Origin of the sequence: Pseudomonas sp. A34-9, from assembly GCF_029543085.1 — a bacterium.
Classification (GTDB): Bacteria; Pseudomonadota; Gammaproteobacteria; order Pseudomonadales; family Pseudomonadaceae; genus Aquipseudomonas.
Genome location: NZ_CP119967.1, coordinates 5,277,515 through 5,293,476, shown reverse-complemented (window position 1 = coordinate 5,293,476; position 15,962 = coordinate 5,277,515). Strand labels below are relative to the sequence as shown.

Below are 15,962 nucleotides of genomic sequence, written 5' to 3'. Positions count from 1 at the left end.
AATGAGCTTTTTTATCTCTAACGCCATGGCTGACGCGGCTGCACCGGCTGCTGCCGGCCCAATGGGCGGCGGCTTCGAGTGGATTTTCCTGGTCGGCTTCCTGGTCATCTTCTACCTGATGATCTGGCGTCCACAGGCCAAGCGCGCCAAAGAGCAGAAGAACCTGCTGAGCAGCCTGCAGAAAGGTGACGAAGTCGTGACCACTGGCGGCATCGCCGGCAAGATCACCAAAGTGGCCGATGACTTCGTGGTTCTGGAAGTTTCCGACACCGTGGAAATGAAGTTCCAGAAAGGCGCCATCGCCGCCACGCTGCCAAAAGGCACGCTGAAAGCGATCTGAAGCAACAACTTCTACTCAATCGACGGGGCGCGCAAGGCGCCCCGCGTTCATAACGGGCGGCGTGATGCTGAACAAATATCCTCTGTGGAAATACATTCTGATCCTGGCGGTGCTGGCGATCGGTCTGATTTATTCCGCTCCGAATCTATACCCCGATGACCCGGCCATTCAGATCAGCGGCGCCAGCACGGCCCTGCAGGTCAATCAGGCCGATCTGGATCGCGTAAGCACCGCGCTGAAAGAGTCCGGGATCAACGTCAAGGCAGCCACGCTGGCGGCCAACGGCAAGGGCGGTCTGATCCGTCTGAGCAAGGCTGAAGACCAGCTGCCGGCCAAAGACGTTGTGCGCAAGGCGTTGGGTGATGACTACGTCGTCGCGCTGAACCTGGCACAGACCACCCCGCAATGGCTGCGCAATCTGGGTGCGCACCCGATGAAGCTGGGTCTGGACTTGTCCGGTGGTGTGCACTTCCTGCTCGAAGTGGACATGGACAAAGCCCTCGATGCACGCCTGAAAGTTTACGAAGGCGACGTCAAGAGCCTGCTGCGCAAAGAGAAGCTGCGCTATCGCAGCCTGCCGCAACTGGGCGGTGCCATTCAGTTGGGCTTCAGCGATGAAGATTCCCGCGAACAGGCCCGTGCACTGATCCGCAAGAACTTCAACGATTTCGACATTGTTCCGGCCGACCTCAACGGTCAACCGGTGCTACGTCTGGCGATGACCCCGGCCAAGCTGGCGGAAATCCGTGAATACTCCATCAAGCAGAACTTGACCACGGTACGTAACCGCGTCAACGAGCTGGGTGTTGCCGAACCGATCGTTCAGCGTCAGGGCGCCAACCGCATCGTGGTTGAGCTGCCGGGCGTGCAGGACACTGCCGAAGCCAAGCGTATCCTCGGCAAGACGGCCAACCTTGAGTTCCGTCTGGCTGCAGAGCCGGGCGCTTCGAAAGCCACTTCCGAAACTTTCGAGTTCCGTGAAGGCAAGCGTCCGCCAGCACAGATCGAACGTGGTCTGATCATCACCGGTGACCAGGTTACCGATGCCAAGGCCGGTTTCGGCGAGCACGGCACGCCTGAAGTGAACATTCGTCTGGATGGTCACGGTGGCGAACTGATGAGCCGTGCGACCCGTTCGAACGTTGGTCGCAGCATGGCGGTGATCTTCATCGAGCAGCGTCCGATCACCACTTACACCAAACAAGTGGTCGATGGCGTCGAGAAAGACGTTGCGGTGCAGACGTTCAAGGAAGAGAAGAAGATCATCAGCCTGGCGACCATTCAGTCGCCACTGGGTGCTCAGTTCCGCATCACTGGCCTGAACGGTCAGGGCGAATCGTCCGAACTGGCGCTGCTGCTGCGTGCCGGTGGTCTGGCGGCGCCGATGTACTTCGCCGAAGAGCGCACAATCGGCCCGAGCCTGGGTGCTGACAACATCACCAAAGGTATCGACGCGTCGCTGTGGGGCATGCTGTTCGTGTCGCTGTTCATCATCGCCATCTACCGCTTCTTCGGCCTCATCGCCACCGTCGCACTGGCGGTGAACATGGTGCTGCTGCTGGCCTTGATGTCGCTGCTGGGTGCAACGCTGACCCTGCCGGGTATCGCCGGTATCGTGCTGACCATGGGTATGGCGGTCGACGCCAACGTGCTGATCTTCTCGCGGATCCGTGAAGAGATCGCCGCCGGCATGACCGTGCAGCGTGCAATCAACGAAGGCTTCGGCCGGGCATTCACCGCGATTCTCGACGCCAACCTGACTACCTTGTTGGTCGGCGGGATTCTCTTTGCCATGGGCACCGGCCCGGTCAAAGGTTTCGCAGTGACCATGTCCCTCGGGATCTTTACCTCGATGTTCACGGCCATCATGGTGACCCGCGCAATGGTCAACCTGATCTTTGGCGGGCGTGACTTCAAGAAGTTGTGGATTTAAGGGGCTGCCATGTTACGTACAATCAACTTCATGGGCGTTCGCAACGTTGCGTTCGGCGTCACGGTTTTCCTCACGGTGCTGGCCTTGTTCAGCGTCTTCCACAAGGGCATGAACTGGGGCCTGGACTTCACCGGCGGTACGCTCATCGAGCTGACCTACGAGCGTCCGGCCGATGTCACCAAGGTACGTGAGGAGCTGGTGACTTCGGGTTACCACGAAGCCATCGTGCAGAGCTTTGGTGCAACCACCGATCTGCTGGTGCGCATGCCGGGTGAAGACCCGCAGCTGGGTCATCAGGTCGCGGAAGCGCTGCAGAAACTCGGCGGCGACAACCCGGCAACGGTCAAGCGTGTCGAGTTCGTTGGCCCGCAGGTCGGTGAAGAACTGCGCGACCAGGGCGGCCTCGGCATGCTGCTGGCGCTCGGCGGCATCCTGATCTACCTGGCTTTCCGCTTTCAGTGGAAGTTCGCGGTCGGCGCCATCGTTTCGCTGATTCACGACGTTATCGTGACGGTCGGTATCCTGTCGTTCTTCCAGATCACTTTCGATCTGACGGTGCTGGCGGCGGTACTGGCGATCATCGGTTACTCGCTGAACGACACCATCGTGGTATTCGACCGGGTTCGTGAGAACTTCCGTGTGTTGCGCAAGGCTTCGCTGATCGAGAACATCAACATCTCGACCACCCAGACCCTGCTGCGCACCATGGCGACGTCGATCTCCACCCTGTTGGCGATCGCGGCTCTGCTGTTCTTCGGTGGCGACAACCTGTTCGGCTTCTCCATTGCGCTGTTTATCGGTGTTCTGGCGGGTACCTACTCGTCGATCTACATCGCCAACGTGGTGCTGATCTGGCTGAACCTGAGCACCGAGGATCTGATTCCTCCGGCCAACACCGAGAAGGAAGTCGACGACCGTCCATAGCGGCCATCGTTTTCCCGGCTGTCAGCCCAAGAAAGGCGCGAGTTGAACTCGCGCCTTTTTTTATGCTCCAAGGCTGGGAGAAGCGCGGGCGCGTCCCGCATGTGATGGTCAGGAGGTTCATGTGAACAAGTCGTTGCTGGTTGGTGCGGTATTGGGTGCTGTCGGTGTGACTGCCGGGGGTGCTGTTGCCACCTACAGCCTGGTTAAAAGCGGCCCTGAGTATGCGCAAGTGTTGGCCGTTGAACCGGTCAAAACACAGATCAAGACTCCACGTGAAGTGTGCAAGGACGTGACAGTGACTCGTCAGGCTCCGGTAAAAGATCAGCATCAGATCGCCGGTACGGTGGTCGGTGCACTGGCAGGTGGTTTGCTGGGTAATCAGATTGGCGGCGGCACCGGCAAGAAGATTGCCACGGTAGCCGGTGCGGTCGGTGGCGGTTATGCGGGCAACAAGGTGCAGGAAGGCATGCAAGAGCGTGACACCTACACCACCACGCAAACCCGCTGCAACACGGTCAATGACATCAGTGACAAGGTCGTCGGCTACGACGTGCGTTACTCGCTCGATGGCAAGGAAGGCAAGGTCCGCATGGATCGCGATCCGGGCAACCAGATTCCGGTCGACAAGGAAGGCAAGCTGATCCTGTCGCAGAATGAGCCGGGTCAGTAAGTACCGACTGTTTTAACAAGAAGCACCCTGCGGGGTGCTTTTTTGTGCCCGCAAAAAAACCGATTCCAATGTAGGAGCTGCCGAAGGCTGCGATCTTTTGACTTTGGCCTTTGAAAGCAAGATCAAAAGATCGCAGCCTTCGGCAGCTCCTACAGGGAGGTTTTGTAAAATTCCAGGCATAAAAAAAGCACCCCGAAGGGTGCTTTTTCGTTTCGCGGGAAGCTTAGCGCTTCAGCGAAGCCGGCAGGTGCGGCTGGATCGCCGTCAGTACTGCCTTGAAGCATTTGGTGTTGCCGGCAACGATGTGGCCTTTTTCCAGGAAGTCGTGACCGCCGGTGAAGTCGCTCACCAGGCCGCCGGCTTCTTGAATCAGCAGGGCGCCTGCAGCCATGTCCCACTCGGACAGGCCCGACTCCCAGAATGCATCGAAACGACCGGCAGCAACATACGCCAGGTCCAGGCTCGCAGAGCCAGCGCGGCGGATGCCGGCAGTCTGGCCAACCAGGGCGCGGAACATGCCCAGGTAGTTGTCGAGGTTGTCCATCTGATCGTCACGGAACGGGAAGCCGGTACCCAGCAGGGCGCCGTCGAGGCTGGTGCGACCGCTGACGCGCAGGCGACGACCGTTCAGTTGAGCGCCGCGACCACGGCTGGCGGTGAATTCTTCCTGGCGAACCGGGTCCAGAACCACTGCGTGTTCCAGGCGACCACGGTATTTGCAGGCGATGCTGACAGCGAAGTGAGGAATGCCGCGCAGGAAGTTAGTGGTGCCGTCCAGTGGATCGATGATCCACAGGTACTCTTCGCCTTCGATGCCGGTACCGGCGTGCAGGCCAGTCTCTTCACCGCGGATCGAGTGGTTCGGGTAAGCCTTGCGCAGCGCGTCGATGATTTTCTGTTCAGCGGCGCGATCCACCTCGGATACATAATCCTTGGCGTCTTTTTCGTCGACCTTGATGGTATCCAGGCGCTCGATGGAGCGGAAGATCAGTTCACTGGCGCTGCGGGCGGCGCGCAGCGCGATATTCAGCATGGGCTGCATGGATGTGTCACCTAAGGTTGTTAAAGAAAGCCGCGCATTCTATCAGAACTTTTCTTCAGGTGAAGGACGCTGTTCGCTTTCATAGCTTAACGGTAGGCTGTTCTGTAAGATTTGCACCCCTTTCCTGTGTCCGAGAGCGCCTCCCTTGCTGCAGAACATTCGTGTCGTCCTGGTCAATACCAGCCACCCCGGCAACATCGGCGGGGCCGCGCGCGCCATGAAAAACATGGGGCTGTCGCGATTGGTGCTGGTCGAGCCGCGCCTGTTTCCGCATCACGAGGCCGATGCTCGCGCCTCCGGTGCCGGTGACATCCTTGAAAACGCACAGGTCGTTGCCACCCTGGAAGATGCCTTGGTCGGCTGCAACCTGGTGCTCGGCACCAGCGCCCGTGATCGCCGCATTCCCTGGCCGCTGCTGGATCCGCGCGAATGCGGCACCAAAGTGGTCGAGGAAGCCGGGCAGGGCGCCGAGATTGCGCTGGTGTTCGGTCGTGAAGATTCCGGCCTGACCAATGACGAGCTGCAGCGATGTCACTTTCACGTGCACATCCCCTCCGACCCTGAGTTCAGCTCGCTGAACCTCGGCGCGGCGGTGCAGGTGTTGAGCTACGAAGTGCGCATGGCCTGGCTGGCCGCCCAAGGTCAGCCGAGCAAGGTCGAGAAAGAAGAAGTGGCTTCGGTGAAAAGTGCCGAGCTGGCGACCATGGATGAGCTGGAGCGATTCTATGAGCATCTGGAGCAGACGCTGGTCGCCATCGAATTCCTCGATCCGGAAAAACCACGGCACTTGATGGCGCGCCTGCGCCGGTTGTACGGACGCAGCTCGGTGAGCCGGGCGGAAATGAATATTTTGCGTGGCATCCTCACGGAAACCCAGAAGGCGGCCCGTGGTGAGCTTCTTAAGCGGAAGGACTAAATGATGTTTGAGCGTTTGCGTGAAGATATCCAGAGCGTATTCCATCGAGACCCGGCGGCGCGTAACGCTTTTGAAGTCCTGACCTGCTACCCCGGCATGCATGCCATCTGGATTCATCGACTGGCCGGCATGTTGTGGTGCAACGAACTGAAATGGCTGGCGCGGTTGGTATCGAACTTCGGCCGCTGGTTGACCGGGATCGAGATTCATCCGGGCGCAAAAGTCGGTCGCCGCTTCTTTATCGACCACGGCATGGGCATCGTCATCGGTGAGACCGCCGAAATTGGCGATGACGTGACCATTTATCAGGGCGTGACCCTTGGCGGCACCAGTTGGAACAAAGGCAAGCGTCACCCGACGTTGGGTGATGGTGTGGTCGTGGGTGCGGGCGCCAAAGTGCTCGGTCCGTTCACGGTTGGTGCCGGTGCCAAGGTCGGTTCCAACGCCGTGGTGACCAAAGAAGTGCCGCCGGGCGCCACTGTTGTCGGTATTCCCGGGCGAATCATCGTCAAGTCCGATGAAGAGCAGGACGCCAAGCGCAAGGCCATGGCCGAGAAGATCGGTTTTGATGCCTACGGTGTCAGCGAAGACATGCCCGACCCGGTGGCGCGCGCCATTGGTCAGTTGCTCGATCACTTGCAAGCGGTGGATGGGCGTCTGGAGGGGATGTGTGGCGCGCTGAAGGATCTGGGCAGTAATTACTGTGCGAAAGATCTGCCTGAGCTGCGTGAAGAAGACTTCGCCTGCGTCAAAGGCAAAGACGAATCCAAAGCCAGCTGAGCCCTGTGTAGGAGCTGCCGAAGGCTCGTGCCGCGATCAGACGATCTTTTGATCAGATCAAAAGATCGCAGCCTTCGGCAGCGCCTACAGAGGCTTGCGCCAGCCGGTGTGCCATTAAGCCGCAGACCCTGCTATCATTCGCGCGCTCTTTTGCGGGTAATCCTGACTAAAGTACTAGGTCTTAAAGTTGACTTAAATACTCGGGAATTGCATACTCGCCCCATTCTGAACTCCGTGGTAACTGTCCATGCGACTGACTACAAAAGGCCGATACGCCGTGACCGCCATGCTTGACCTGGCGTTGCACGCGCAGCACGGGCCCGTGTCCCTGGCCGATATCTCCGAGCGCCAAGGCATCTCCCTGTCCTACCTCGAACAGCTTTTTGCCAAGCTGCGCCGCAGCAATCTGGTTTCCAGCGTTCGCGGTCCGGGTGGCGGCTACCAATTGTCCCGCGACATGCAGGGCATCCAGGTCGCTCAGGTGATCGATGCGGTAAACGAATCGGTCGATGCCACCAAATGCCAGGGCCAAGGCGATTGCCATTCCGGCGACACCTGCCTGACCCATCATCTGTGGTGCGATTTGAGCCTGCAGATTCACGAATTTCTAAGTGGTATCAGCTTGGCTGATCTTGTGACTCGCCGTGAGGTGCAAGAAGTAGCCCAGCGTCAGGACCAGCGCCGTTGCAACAGCAAGGCGCCACGCCTGGACAAGATTGAAGCGTCCGCCGTCGAATGACAGCCAGAGAGCTAGCGGCACGCCAGCCCTGATTTAGGAGATAGTCCATGAAATTGCCGATTTACCTTGATTACTCTGCGACCACCCCGGTTGATCCGCGTGTCGCGCAAAAAATGAGTGAATGCCTGCTGGTCGACGGAAACTTCGGTAACCCGGCGTCCCGTTCCCACGTGTTTGGCTGGAAAGCTGAAGAGTCCGTCGAAAACGCCCGTCGTCAGGTGGCCGATCTGGTCAACGCCGATCCGCGCGAAATCGTCTGGACTTCCGGTGCCACCGAATCCGACAACCTGGCAATCAAGGGTGCGGCACATTTCTACGCCTCCAAGGGCAAGCACCTGATCACCTCCAAGATCGAGCACAAGGCTGTCCTCGACACCATGCGCCAACTGGAGCGTGAAGGTTTCGAGGTCACTTACCTCGAGCCGACCGAAGACGGTCTGATCACCCCGGCCATGATTGAAGCGGCACTGCGCGAAGACACCATCCTGGTCTCCGTGATGCACGTGAACAACGAAATCGGTACCGTCAACGATATCGCAGCGATCGGCGAACTGCTCCGTTCCAAGGGCATCCTGTTCCACGTCGACGCCGCTCAGTCCACTGGCAAGGTCGACATCGACCTGCAGAAACTGAAAGTCGACATGATGTCGTTCTCCGCCCACAAGACCTACGGCCCTAAAGGCATCGGCGCGCTGTACGTCAGCCGCAAGCCGCGTGTGCGCATCGAAGCGACCATGCACGGTGGCGGTCATGAGCGTGGCATGCGTTCCGGCACCCTGGCGACCCACCAGATCGTCGGCATGGGTGAAGCGTTCCGCGTCGCCAAAGAAGACATGGCTGCCGAAAACGTCCGCATCAAAGCCTTGAGCGACCGTTTCTACAAGCAGGTCGAGCACCTGGAAGAGCTGTACGTCAACGGCAGCCTGACTGCCCGCGTTCCGCACAACCTGAACCTGAGCTTCAACTACGTTGAAGGCGAGTCGCTGATCATGGCGCTCAAGGATCTGGCGGTATCGTCCGGTTCGGCCTGCACCTCGGCGTCGCTGGAGCCTTCGTACGTACTGCGCGCCCTGGGCCGCAACGACGAACTGGCACACAGTTCGATCCGCTTCACGTTCGGCCGCTTCACCACCGAAGAAGAAATCGACTACGCCGCGCAGAAAGTCTGCGAGGCCGTTACCAAGCTGCGCGCTCTGTCGCCGCTGTGGGACATGTACAAAGACGGCGTCGATATCTCGAAAATCGAGTGGGCGGCACACTAAATATAGAAGCCGCCAGATACAGATCCTGTAGCGACGCGGCGGTTTACGCAGCGCAGTTGCAGGGCTGAAGAGCGGCCCTGATGAGTGAGGATTGAGAATCATGGCTTACAGCGAAAAGGTCATCGACCACTACGAAAACCCGCGCAACGTCGGCAAGATGAACGCGGAAGATCCTGATGTCGGCACCGGCATGGTCGGCGCTCCGGCGTGCGGCGACGTGATGCGTCTGCAAATCAAGGTCAACGACGCTGGCATCATTGAAGATGCCAAGTTCAAGACCTATGGCTGCGGTTCGGCGATCGCTTCCAGCTCCCTCGCCACCGAGTGGATGAAGGGCAAGACCCTGGACGAAGCCGAAACCATCAAGAACACCCAGCTGGCCGAAGAATTGGCCCTGCCGCCAGTGAAAATTCACTGCTCGGTACTGGCTGAAGACGCTATCAAAGCGGCTGTTCGCGATTACAAGCAGAAGAAAGGCTTGATCTGACTTTCTGGATTTGGCGACGAGTAAGGAGTCACCGATGGCTATCAGCATGACAGAAGCGGCTGCTCGACACGTGCGGCGCTCCCTCGACGGGCGCGGCAAAGGTGAAGGGATTCGTCTGGGTGTTCGCACCACGGGCTGTTCCGGCCTTGCCTACGTGCTGGAGTTTGTCGACGAGGTGGTTGCAGAGGATCAGGTGTTCGAAAGTCACGGCGAAAAAGTGATCATCGACCCGAAAAGCCTGGCCTACCTGGACGGCACCGAGCTCGATTTCGTCAAGGAAGGGTTGAACGAAGGCTTCAAGTTCAACAACCCCAACGTACGCGGTGAATGTGGCTGCGGCGAAAGCTTCAACATCTGAGGCTTGTCGTGGGTATTCCTTGTCATTTCGCTTTATTCGAGCTGCAACCGAGTTTCCGTCTGGATCTCGAGCAGTTGGCCACGCGCTATCGTGAGTTGGCGCGCGGCGTTCATCCTGACCGCTTTGCCGACGCTTCCGAGCGTGAGCAGCGGTCGGCGCTCGAGCAGTCTGCACGGCTCAACGACGCCTATCAGACACTCAAGAGCCCGGCCCAGCGCGCACGCTATCTGCTGACCATCAGCGGGCATGAAGTTCCGATGGAAGTCACGGTCCATGATCCCGAGTTTCTTCTGCAGCAGATGCAATGGCGCGAAGAACTCGAAGACCTTCAGGACAGTGCCGACCTCGACGGTGTCGCGGTGTTCAAGCGGCGCCTGAAAGTGGCTCAGGAAGAACTCAACGAAAGCTTCGCAGCCTGTTGGGATGATGCAACGCAACGCGAACAGGCCGAACGCCTGATGCGGCGCATGCAGTTCCTCGACAAGCTCACCTACGAAGTGCGCCAGTTAGAAGAGCGCCTCGACGATTAACCCAGTGCCGCTCCGGTCGCACGCCTGATATACAGATAAGTCCTGATCACGATGGCCCTACTGCAGATCGCCGAACCCGGCCAAAGTCCTCAACCGCACCAGCGTCGTCTGGCTGTGGGGATCGACTTGGGCACTACCAATTCGCTGGTCGCTGCGTTGCGCAGTGGTCTTTCCGAGCCATTGGCTGACGCAAACGGGCAGGTGATTCTGCCGTCCGCTGTGCGTTATCACGCCGATCGCGTCGAAGTCGGCGAGTCGGCCAAATTGGCTGCCGCCTCCGATCCTTTGAACACTGTGCTGTCGGTCAAGCGCTTGATGGGTCGTGGTCTGTCCGACGTCAAGCAATTGGGCGAGCAACTGCCGTACCGCTTTGTCGGTGGCGAATCGCACATGCCGTTCATCGACACCGTGCAAGGCCCGAAAAGCCCGGTCGAAGTCTCCGCCGATATCCTCAAGGTACTGCGTCAGCGTGCTGAAGCGACCTTGGGTGGCGAACTGGTTGGCGCGGTGATTACCGTGCCGGCGTACTTCGACGATGCTCAGCGTCAGGCCACCAAGGATGCGGCCAAACTCGCCGGTCTGAACGTGTTGCGTCTGCTCAATGAGCCGACCGCAGCCGCCGTGGCGTACGGTCTGGATCAACATGCTGAAGGCCTGGTCGCGATTTATGACCTGGGTGGCGGCACCTTCGATATTTCGATTCTGCGTCTGACTGGCGGTGTTTTCGAGGTTCTGGCTACTGGCGGCGACAGCGCGCTGGGTGGCGATGATTTCGATCACGCGATTGCCGGCTGGATCATCGAGAGCGCCGGCCTGTCCGCCGATCTCGATCCGGGCGCACAACGTAATCTGCTGCAAACCGCGTGTGCGGCCAAAGAAGCCCTGACCGATGCGGCCAGCGTTGAAGTGGCCTATGGCGACTGGAAAGCGCAGCTGACCCGCGAAGCCTTCGATGCGCTGATCGAGCCAATGGTCGCGCGCAGCCTGAAAGCCTGCCGCCGCGCCGTTCGCGACTCTGGTATCGAGTTGGAAGATGTACACGCCGTGGTCATGGTCGGCGGTTCGACCCGCGTTCCGCGCGTTCGCGAAGCTGTGGCCGAAGCGTTCGGTCGTCAGCCTTTGACTGAAATCGATCCGGATCAAGTGGTGGCCATCGGTGCCGCGATCCAGGCCGATACCCTGGCGGGCAACAAGCGCGATGGCGGCGAACTGCTGCTGCTCGACGTGATTCCGCTGTCTCTGGGGCTGGAAACCATGGGCGGCCTGATGGAGAAGGTGATTCCCCGCAACACCACCATTCCCGTCGCCCGCGCACAAGATTTCACCACTTATAAAGATGGCCAGTCGGCCATGGCGATCCACGTATTGCAGGGCGAGCGCGAGCTGATCAGCGACTGCCGCTCTCTGGCGCGCTTTGAATTGCGCGGCATTCCAGCGATGGTCGCCGGCGCGGCGAAGATTCGCGTGACGTTCCAGGTCGATGCCGACGGTCTGCTCAGCGTTTCTGCCCGTGAACTGGGTTCGGGCGTTGAGGCGAGCATTCAGGTCAAGCCGTCCTACGGTCTGACCGACGGCGAAATCGCCAAGATGCTGAAAGATTCGTTCCAGCACGCCAATGACGACAAGGTCGCCCGCGTTCTGCGTGAGCAACAAGTCGATGCCCAGCGCCTGATCGAAGCGGTGCAGGGCGCTCTGGAGGCGGATGGCGAGCGTTTGCTCGACGCCGAAGAGCGCATGGTCATCGACCTGCAGCTGCAGGAACTGGCTGAACTGATGAAAGGTACCGATGGTTACGCCATCGAGCAGCAGACCAAGCGTCTGTCGCAAGTGACCGATGCTTTTGCTGCCCGCCGCATGGATCTGACGGTGAAAGCCGCTCTGTCGGGGCGCAATCTGAATGAAATCGAGGATATCTGATGCCGCAGGTCATTTTTCTGCCCCACGAGAAGTTCTGCCCTGAAGGCATGGTCGTCGAGGCTGCGCCCGGCACCTCGATTCTCGAACTGGCCCACGAACACCATATCGAGATGGAAAGCGCCTGCGGCGGCGTCTGCGCTTGCACCACTTGCCACTGCATCATCCGCGAGGGTTTCGACTCGATGGAAGAGGCTGACGAGCTGGAAGAAGACTTCCTCGATCGTGCCTGGGGCCTGGAGGCGCAATCGCGTCTGGCCTGTCAGGCTATCGTCGGTGAAGAAGACATCACCGTCGAGATTCCGAAATATTCGCTTAACCATGCGGCTGAAGCGCCGCACTGACTGGTAAGACTGTCATGAGCTACGGTTGGAATGATGTTCAACGTATTGCAGAAGAGCTGGCCGAGGCCCACGAGGGGCTTGATCCGTACTCTGTAGGTTTCGTCCGTCTGCAGCATATGATCGAGGAACTGCCGGACTTCGATAAGACTTCTGGCCGCGTTGGCGAGAAGGTGCTGGAAGCGGTTCAGGAGCTTTGGGCCGCAGAATTGGACTGATCGTCCTCGCAGGTTAGGCAATACCCAAGAACCCGCGTATAATTCGCGGGTTTAATTTTTCGCAAATTACCGTTTCTGGAGTTACACCATGGCTGTTCAACGCACTTTCTCCATCATCAAGCCTGACGCTGTTGCAAAAAACGTCATCGGCGAAATCACTACTCGTTTCGAAAAAGCCGGCCTGCGCGTTGTAGCTTCGAAACTGAAGCAACTGTCCAAAGCTGAAGCTGAAGGCTTCTACGCTGAGCACAGCGCTCGTGGTTTCTTCGGCGACCTGGTTGCTTTCATGATCTCCGGTCCTGTTGTTGTTCAGGTTCTGGAAGGCGAAAACGCTATCGCTCTGAACCGTGAGCTGATGGGCGCTACCAACCCTAAAGAAGCTGCTGCCGGCACCATCCGCGCTGACTTCGCTGATTCCATCGACGCCAACGCTGTTCACGGTTCGGACTCCGAAGCCGCAGCTGCTCGTGAAATCTCGTACTTCTTCGCAGCTACTGAAGTAACCACTCGCTAAGCATTGGCTTAAGAGTGAAGGTGAATCCATGACTACATCGACTGTAAAAACCAACCTGCTGGGTCTGACTCAACAGGAAATGGAAAAATTCTTCGACTCAATCGGGGAGAAGCGTTTCCGTGCCGGTCAGGTAATGAAATGGATTCACCACTTTGGCGTCGATGATTTCGACGCCATGACGAACGTCAGCAAGGCCTTGCGCGACAAGCTCAAGGCTATTGCCGAGGTCCGTGGTCCGGAAGTGGTCAGCGAGGACATCTCCAGCGACGGCACCCGTAAGTGGGTGGTGCGCGTGGCGTCCGGCAGCTGCGTCGAGACCGTATACATTCCCCAGGGCAAACGCGGCACTTTGTGCGTTTCGTCCCAGGCAGGCTGTGCCCTGGATTGCAGTTTCTGCTCCACCGGCAAGCAAGGCTTCAATAGCAACCTCACCGCCGCCGAAGTCATCGGCCAGGTGTGGATTGCCAACAAATCTTTTGGCAGTGTCCCGGCAACCGTCGACCGTGCCATCACCAACGTGGTGATGATGGGCATGGGTGAGCCGCTGCTGAACTTCGACAACGTCGTCGCCGCCATGCATCTGATGATGGATGACCTCGGCTACGGGATCTCCAAGCGCCGCGTGACCCTGTCCACTTCGGGCGTGGTGCCGATGATCGATGAGCTGGCCAAGCACATCGACGTGTCCCTGGCGTTGTCGCTGCACGCACCGAATGACGCATTGCGTAACCAATTGGTGCCGATCAACAAGAAATATCCGCTTAAGATGCTGCTCGAGTCGTGCCAGCGCTACATGTCGTCTCTGGGCGAGAAACGTGTGCTGACCATCGAGTACACCTTGCTCAAGGACATCAACGACAAGGTCGAGCACGCCGTCGAAATGATCGCGTTGCTCAAAGATATCCCGTGCAAGATCAACCTGATTCCGTTCAACCCGTTCCCGCATTCCGGGTACGAGCGGCCAAGCAACAACGCGATCCGTCGTTTCCAGGATCAGTTGCATCAGGCCGGTTTCAACGTCACTGTCCGCACCACCCGTGGTGAAGACATCGACGCTGCATGTGGTCAATTGGTAGGGCAGGTGCTGGATCGCACCCGTCGCAGCGAACGTTACATCGCCGTGCGTGAGTTGAACGCCGACAGCGATCTGGCACAGAACGCCGCGAACACTAACTAAGAGAGGATCTCTATGGCCCTGCGCTTTGCGCTGCTGTTGCTGTTGGCCAGCCTGTGTGCTGGTTGTGTCCTTTCGGGTGACTACAACCCGATGAAGACCAGCAAGGGCCGCGATGAAGCGCGGGCTGCCTACGTGCAGTTGGGGCTGGGATACTTGCAGCAAGGCATGACCGAGCGGGCCAAGGTGCCGCTGAAGAAGGCGCTGGAAATCGACGGTTCCGATCCTGACGCCAACGCTGCCCTCGGCCTGGTGTTTCAGTCCGAAATGGAGCCGCAGCTGGCCGACGAACACTTCCGCAAGGCTTTGTCCTCCCGTCCTGCCGATGCGCGCATCCTCAACAACTACGGCAGTTTTCTCTACGAAGAACAGCGTTACAAGGAAGCCTACGAGCGTTTTGAACAGGCCGCCGCCGATACCCTGTATCCTGAGCGCTCGCGTGTGTTCGAAAACCTCGGCATGACTGCCGCGAAGCTCGGTCAGCGTGATCTGGCGCAGCAGCAACTGGAAAAGGCGCTGCGTTTGAACCGCCAACAACCGCGTGCATTGCTGGAAATGGCTGAGTTGTCCTTCGAAGACAGGCATTATGTGCCCGCGCGTGACTATTACGACCGTTTCAGCCTGCTGACCGAACAAAATGCACGTAGTCTATTGCTCGGCGTTCGGCTGGCAAAAGTGTTTGAAGATCGCGACAAGGCCGCCAGTTATGGCCTGCAATTAAAACGACTCTATCCCGGTACGCCGGAATATCAGCAATACCTGTCGGAGCAATGATGAAAGCGGCGCATCCCGAAGTTGTAGCAGCGAATCGCGTTAACCCCGGTGAGACCCTGCGCCAGGCCCGCGAAAGCAATGGCTGGTCGCTGGCCGAAGTGGCTCTCAAGCTCAACCTCACCGTGACTTCCCTGAGCAATCTTGAAGCCGGCGCTTTCGACAAGCTGCCGGGGCATACCTTCGCTCGCGGTTACATTCGCGCCTATGCCAAATTGCTTGGCATGGACCAGACCGTTCTGGTCCAGCAATTCGACCAGTCCACCGGCACCGATTCCCAGGGCAGCAACGTTCACGCGCTGGGTCGTATCGAAGAGCCTGTACGGGTTTCCCACACCATTTTGCGCATTGTCAGCCTGCTGTTGCTGATTGCGGTCATCGGCGGCGGTTTCGTCTGGTGGCAGGATCAGACGTCGCTGCGGACCAAGGATGTGGCTTCTCTGGCGCCTGAGCACGTTGAAGTCGAGGGTGCTGACGGCACTACCCAGATTCATCCGATCGACGAGCCGGAAGACCAGGCTGTCGAGGAGAATCAGTCCGACAGTTCGACGGCGCTGGCACTACCTCAGTCTGAAACCACCGCTGAATCGACCGGTGCCGAAGCGGCCTCCCCGGCAACGGCTCCAACTGCAGCGGCTGCTCCGGCTGTAACGCCGGCCGCCCCGGTCCATACGCCAGCCCCGGTTGTCGCCAATCCGGCCACTCCGGCGCCAAGCGTTCCTGCTACGCCAGCGCCGACCGTTACCGCTCCGGTAGTGCCTGCAACTCCCGCCCCGACCGCGGAAGCGGCTGCTCCGGTAGCTGGCGACGGTCAGGTACAACTGCAGTTCAGCGCCGATTGCTGGGCGCAAGTCACCGATGGCCGTGGCAAAGTATTGTTCAGTGGTCTGAAGCACAAAGGCGATAGCGTTTCTGTTTCCGGCAAGCCGCCGCTCGCCGTGCGCCTGGGCGTTGCCCGTGCTGCACAGGTCAGCTACAACGGCCAGCCGGTCGATATCGCTCCGTTCACCAGTGGCGAGACTGCTCGCCTGAAGTTGGGTCAATAAGTC

19 protein-coding genes are annotated in these 15,962 nt (G+C 59.0%); 18 read left to right on the top strand and 1 reads right to left on the bottom strand.

All coding sequences use genetic code 11. The annotated features are described in order from the left end of the window. The first annotated feature begins 1 nt into the window (after nt 1). From yajC to P3G59_RS23540, 4 genes are all read left to right on the top strand, one after another. The gene (gene yajC / locus P3G59_RS23555; protein ID WP_007916913.1) at nt 2-340 is read left to right on the top strand and encodes a preprotein translocase subunit YajC; all 339 of its coding nucleotides are present in this window, start codon (nt 2-4) and stop codon (nt 338-340) included. Between the two features lie 64 nt (nt 341-404). Beyond that, a complete protein-coding gene (gene secD, locus P3G59_RS23550; protein ID WP_277759171.1) occupies nt 405-2,273 on the top strand; it encodes a protein translocase subunit SecD in 1,869 nt (622 codons plus the stop codon). A gap of 9 nt (nt 2,274-2,282) precedes the next feature. Beyond that, nucleotides 2,283-3,197, top strand: coding sequence for a protein translocase subunit SecF (gene secF, locus P3G59_RS23545; protein ID WP_277759170.1), 915 nt, complete (start codon nt 2,283-2,285; stop codon nt 3,195-3,197). A gap of 121 nt (nt 3,198-3,318) precedes the next feature. Further along, nucleotides 3,319-3,867 (top strand): glycine zipper 2TM domain-containing protein, encoded by a 549-nt coding sequence (locus P3G59_RS23540; RefSeq protein ID WP_007956693.1) that lies wholly within the window; start codon nt 3,319-3,321, stop codon nt 3,865-3,867. A gap of 223 nt (nt 3,868-4,090) precedes the next feature. On the opposite strand, the gene suhB is transcribed toward P3G59_RS23540, so the two are convergent. Continuing rightward, entirely contained in the window at nt 4,091-4,909 is an 819-nt protein-coding gene (gene suhB, locus P3G59_RS23535; RefSeq protein ID WP_016984379.1) for an inositol-phosphate phosphatase, read from the bottom strand. A 145-nt stretch (nt 4,910-5,054) separates the two neighbouring features. Between suhB and trmJ the strand changes: the two genes are divergently transcribed. From trmJ to P3G59_RS23465, 14 genes are all read left to right on the top strand, one after another. Beyond that, the gene (gene trmJ, locus P3G59_RS23530; protein ID WP_277759169.1) at nt 5,055-5,825 is read left to right on the top strand and encodes a tRNA (cytosine(32)/uridine(32)-2'-O)-methyltransferase TrmJ; all 771 of its coding nucleotides are present in this window, start codon (nt 5,055-5,057) and stop codon (nt 5,823-5,825) included. 3 nt (nt 5,826-5,828) lie between these two features. After that, entirely contained in the window at nt 5,829-6,605 is a 777-nt protein-coding gene (gene cysE, locus P3G59_RS23525; protein ID WP_277759168.1) for a serine O-acetyltransferase, read from the top strand. Nucleotides 6,606-6,852: 247 nt separating this feature from the next. Next, nucleotides 6,853-7,344: a Fe-S cluster assembly transcriptional regulator IscR gene (gene iscR, locus P3G59_RS23520; protein WP_003227911.1), complete on the top strand. Its 492-nt coding sequence runs from the start codon at nt 6,853-6,855 to the stop codon at nt 7,342-7,344. A 47-nt stretch (nt 7,345-7,391) separates the two neighbouring features. After that, complete coding sequence (locus P3G59_RS23515) at nt 7,392-8,606, top strand: IscS subfamily cysteine desulfurase (RefSeq protein WP_277759167.1); 1,215 nt, start codon at nt 7,392-7,394, stop codon at nt 8,604-8,606. 100 nt (nt 8,607-8,706) lie between these two features. Beyond that, nucleotides 8,707-9,093, top strand: a complete 387-nt coding sequence (iscU, locus tag P3G59_RS23510; protein WP_007916892.1) for a Fe-S cluster assembly scaffold IscU — start codon at nt 8,707-8,709, stop codon at nt 9,091-9,093. A 34-nt stretch (nt 9,094-9,127) separates the two neighbouring features. Next, the gene (gene iscA / locus P3G59_RS23505; RefSeq protein ID WP_003227904.1) at nt 9,128-9,451 is read left to right on the top strand and encodes an iron-sulfur cluster assembly protein IscA; all 324 of its coding nucleotides are present in this window, start codon (nt 9,128-9,130) and stop codon (nt 9,449-9,451) included. Between the two features lie 8 nt (nt 9,452-9,459). Beyond that, complete coding sequence (gene hscB, locus P3G59_RS23500; RefSeq protein ID WP_277759166.1) at nt 9,460-9,981, top strand: co-chaperone HscB; 522 nt, start codon at nt 9,460-9,462, stop codon at nt 9,979-9,981. Nucleotides 9,982-10,032: 51 nt separating this feature from the next. After that, the gene (hscA, locus tag P3G59_RS23495; protein WP_099757101.1) at nt 10,033-11,898 is read left to right on the top strand and encodes a Fe-S protein assembly chaperone HscA; all 1,866 of its coding nucleotides are present in this window, start codon (nt 10,033-10,035) and stop codon (nt 11,896-11,898) included. Then, nucleotides 11,898-12,239, top strand: coding sequence for an ISC system 2Fe-2S type ferredoxin (gene fdx / locus P3G59_RS23490; RefSeq protein ID WP_007916885.1), 342 nt, complete (start codon nt 11,898-11,900; stop codon nt 12,237-12,239). The genes hscA and fdx overlap by 1 nt, the downstream gene beginning before the upstream one ends. Nucleotides 12,240-12,253: 14 nt before the next feature. After that, complete coding sequence (gene iscX, locus P3G59_RS23485) at nt 12,254-12,454, top strand: Fe-S cluster assembly protein IscX (RefSeq protein ID WP_277759165.1); 201 nt, start codon at nt 12,254-12,256, stop codon at nt 12,452-12,454. 88 nt (nt 12,455-12,542) lie between these two features. Beyond that, nucleotides 12,543-12,968: a nucleoside-diphosphate kinase gene (gene ndk, locus P3G59_RS23480; RefSeq protein WP_007916882.1), complete on the top strand. Its 426-nt coding sequence runs from the start codon at nt 12,543-12,545 to the stop codon at nt 12,966-12,968. Nucleotides 12,969-12,996: 28 nt separating this feature from the next. Then, the gene (rlmN, locus tag P3G59_RS23475; RefSeq protein WP_277759164.1) at nt 12,997-14,145 is read left to right on the top strand and encodes a 23S rRNA (adenine(2503)-C(2))-methyltransferase RlmN; all 1,149 of its coding nucleotides are present in this window, start codon (nt 12,997-12,999) and stop codon (nt 14,143-14,145) included. Between the two features lie 12 nt (nt 14,146-14,157). Next, nucleotides 14,158-14,916 carry a type IV pilus biogenesis/stability protein PilW gene (pilW, locus tag P3G59_RS23470; protein ID WP_277759163.1) on the top strand — a complete coding sequence of 253 codons (759 nt, stop codon included), beginning with the start codon at nt 14,158-14,160 and terminating at the stop codon, nt 14,914-14,916. Then, nucleotides 14,916-15,959, top strand: coding sequence for a RodZ family helix-turn-helix domain-containing protein (locus P3G59_RS23465; RefSeq protein WP_277759161.1), 1,044 nt, complete (start codon nt 14,916-14,918; stop codon nt 15,957-15,959). The genes pilW and P3G59_RS23465 overlap by 1 nt, the downstream gene beginning before the upstream one ends. Nucleotides 15,960-15,962 lie beyond the last annotated feature (3 nt).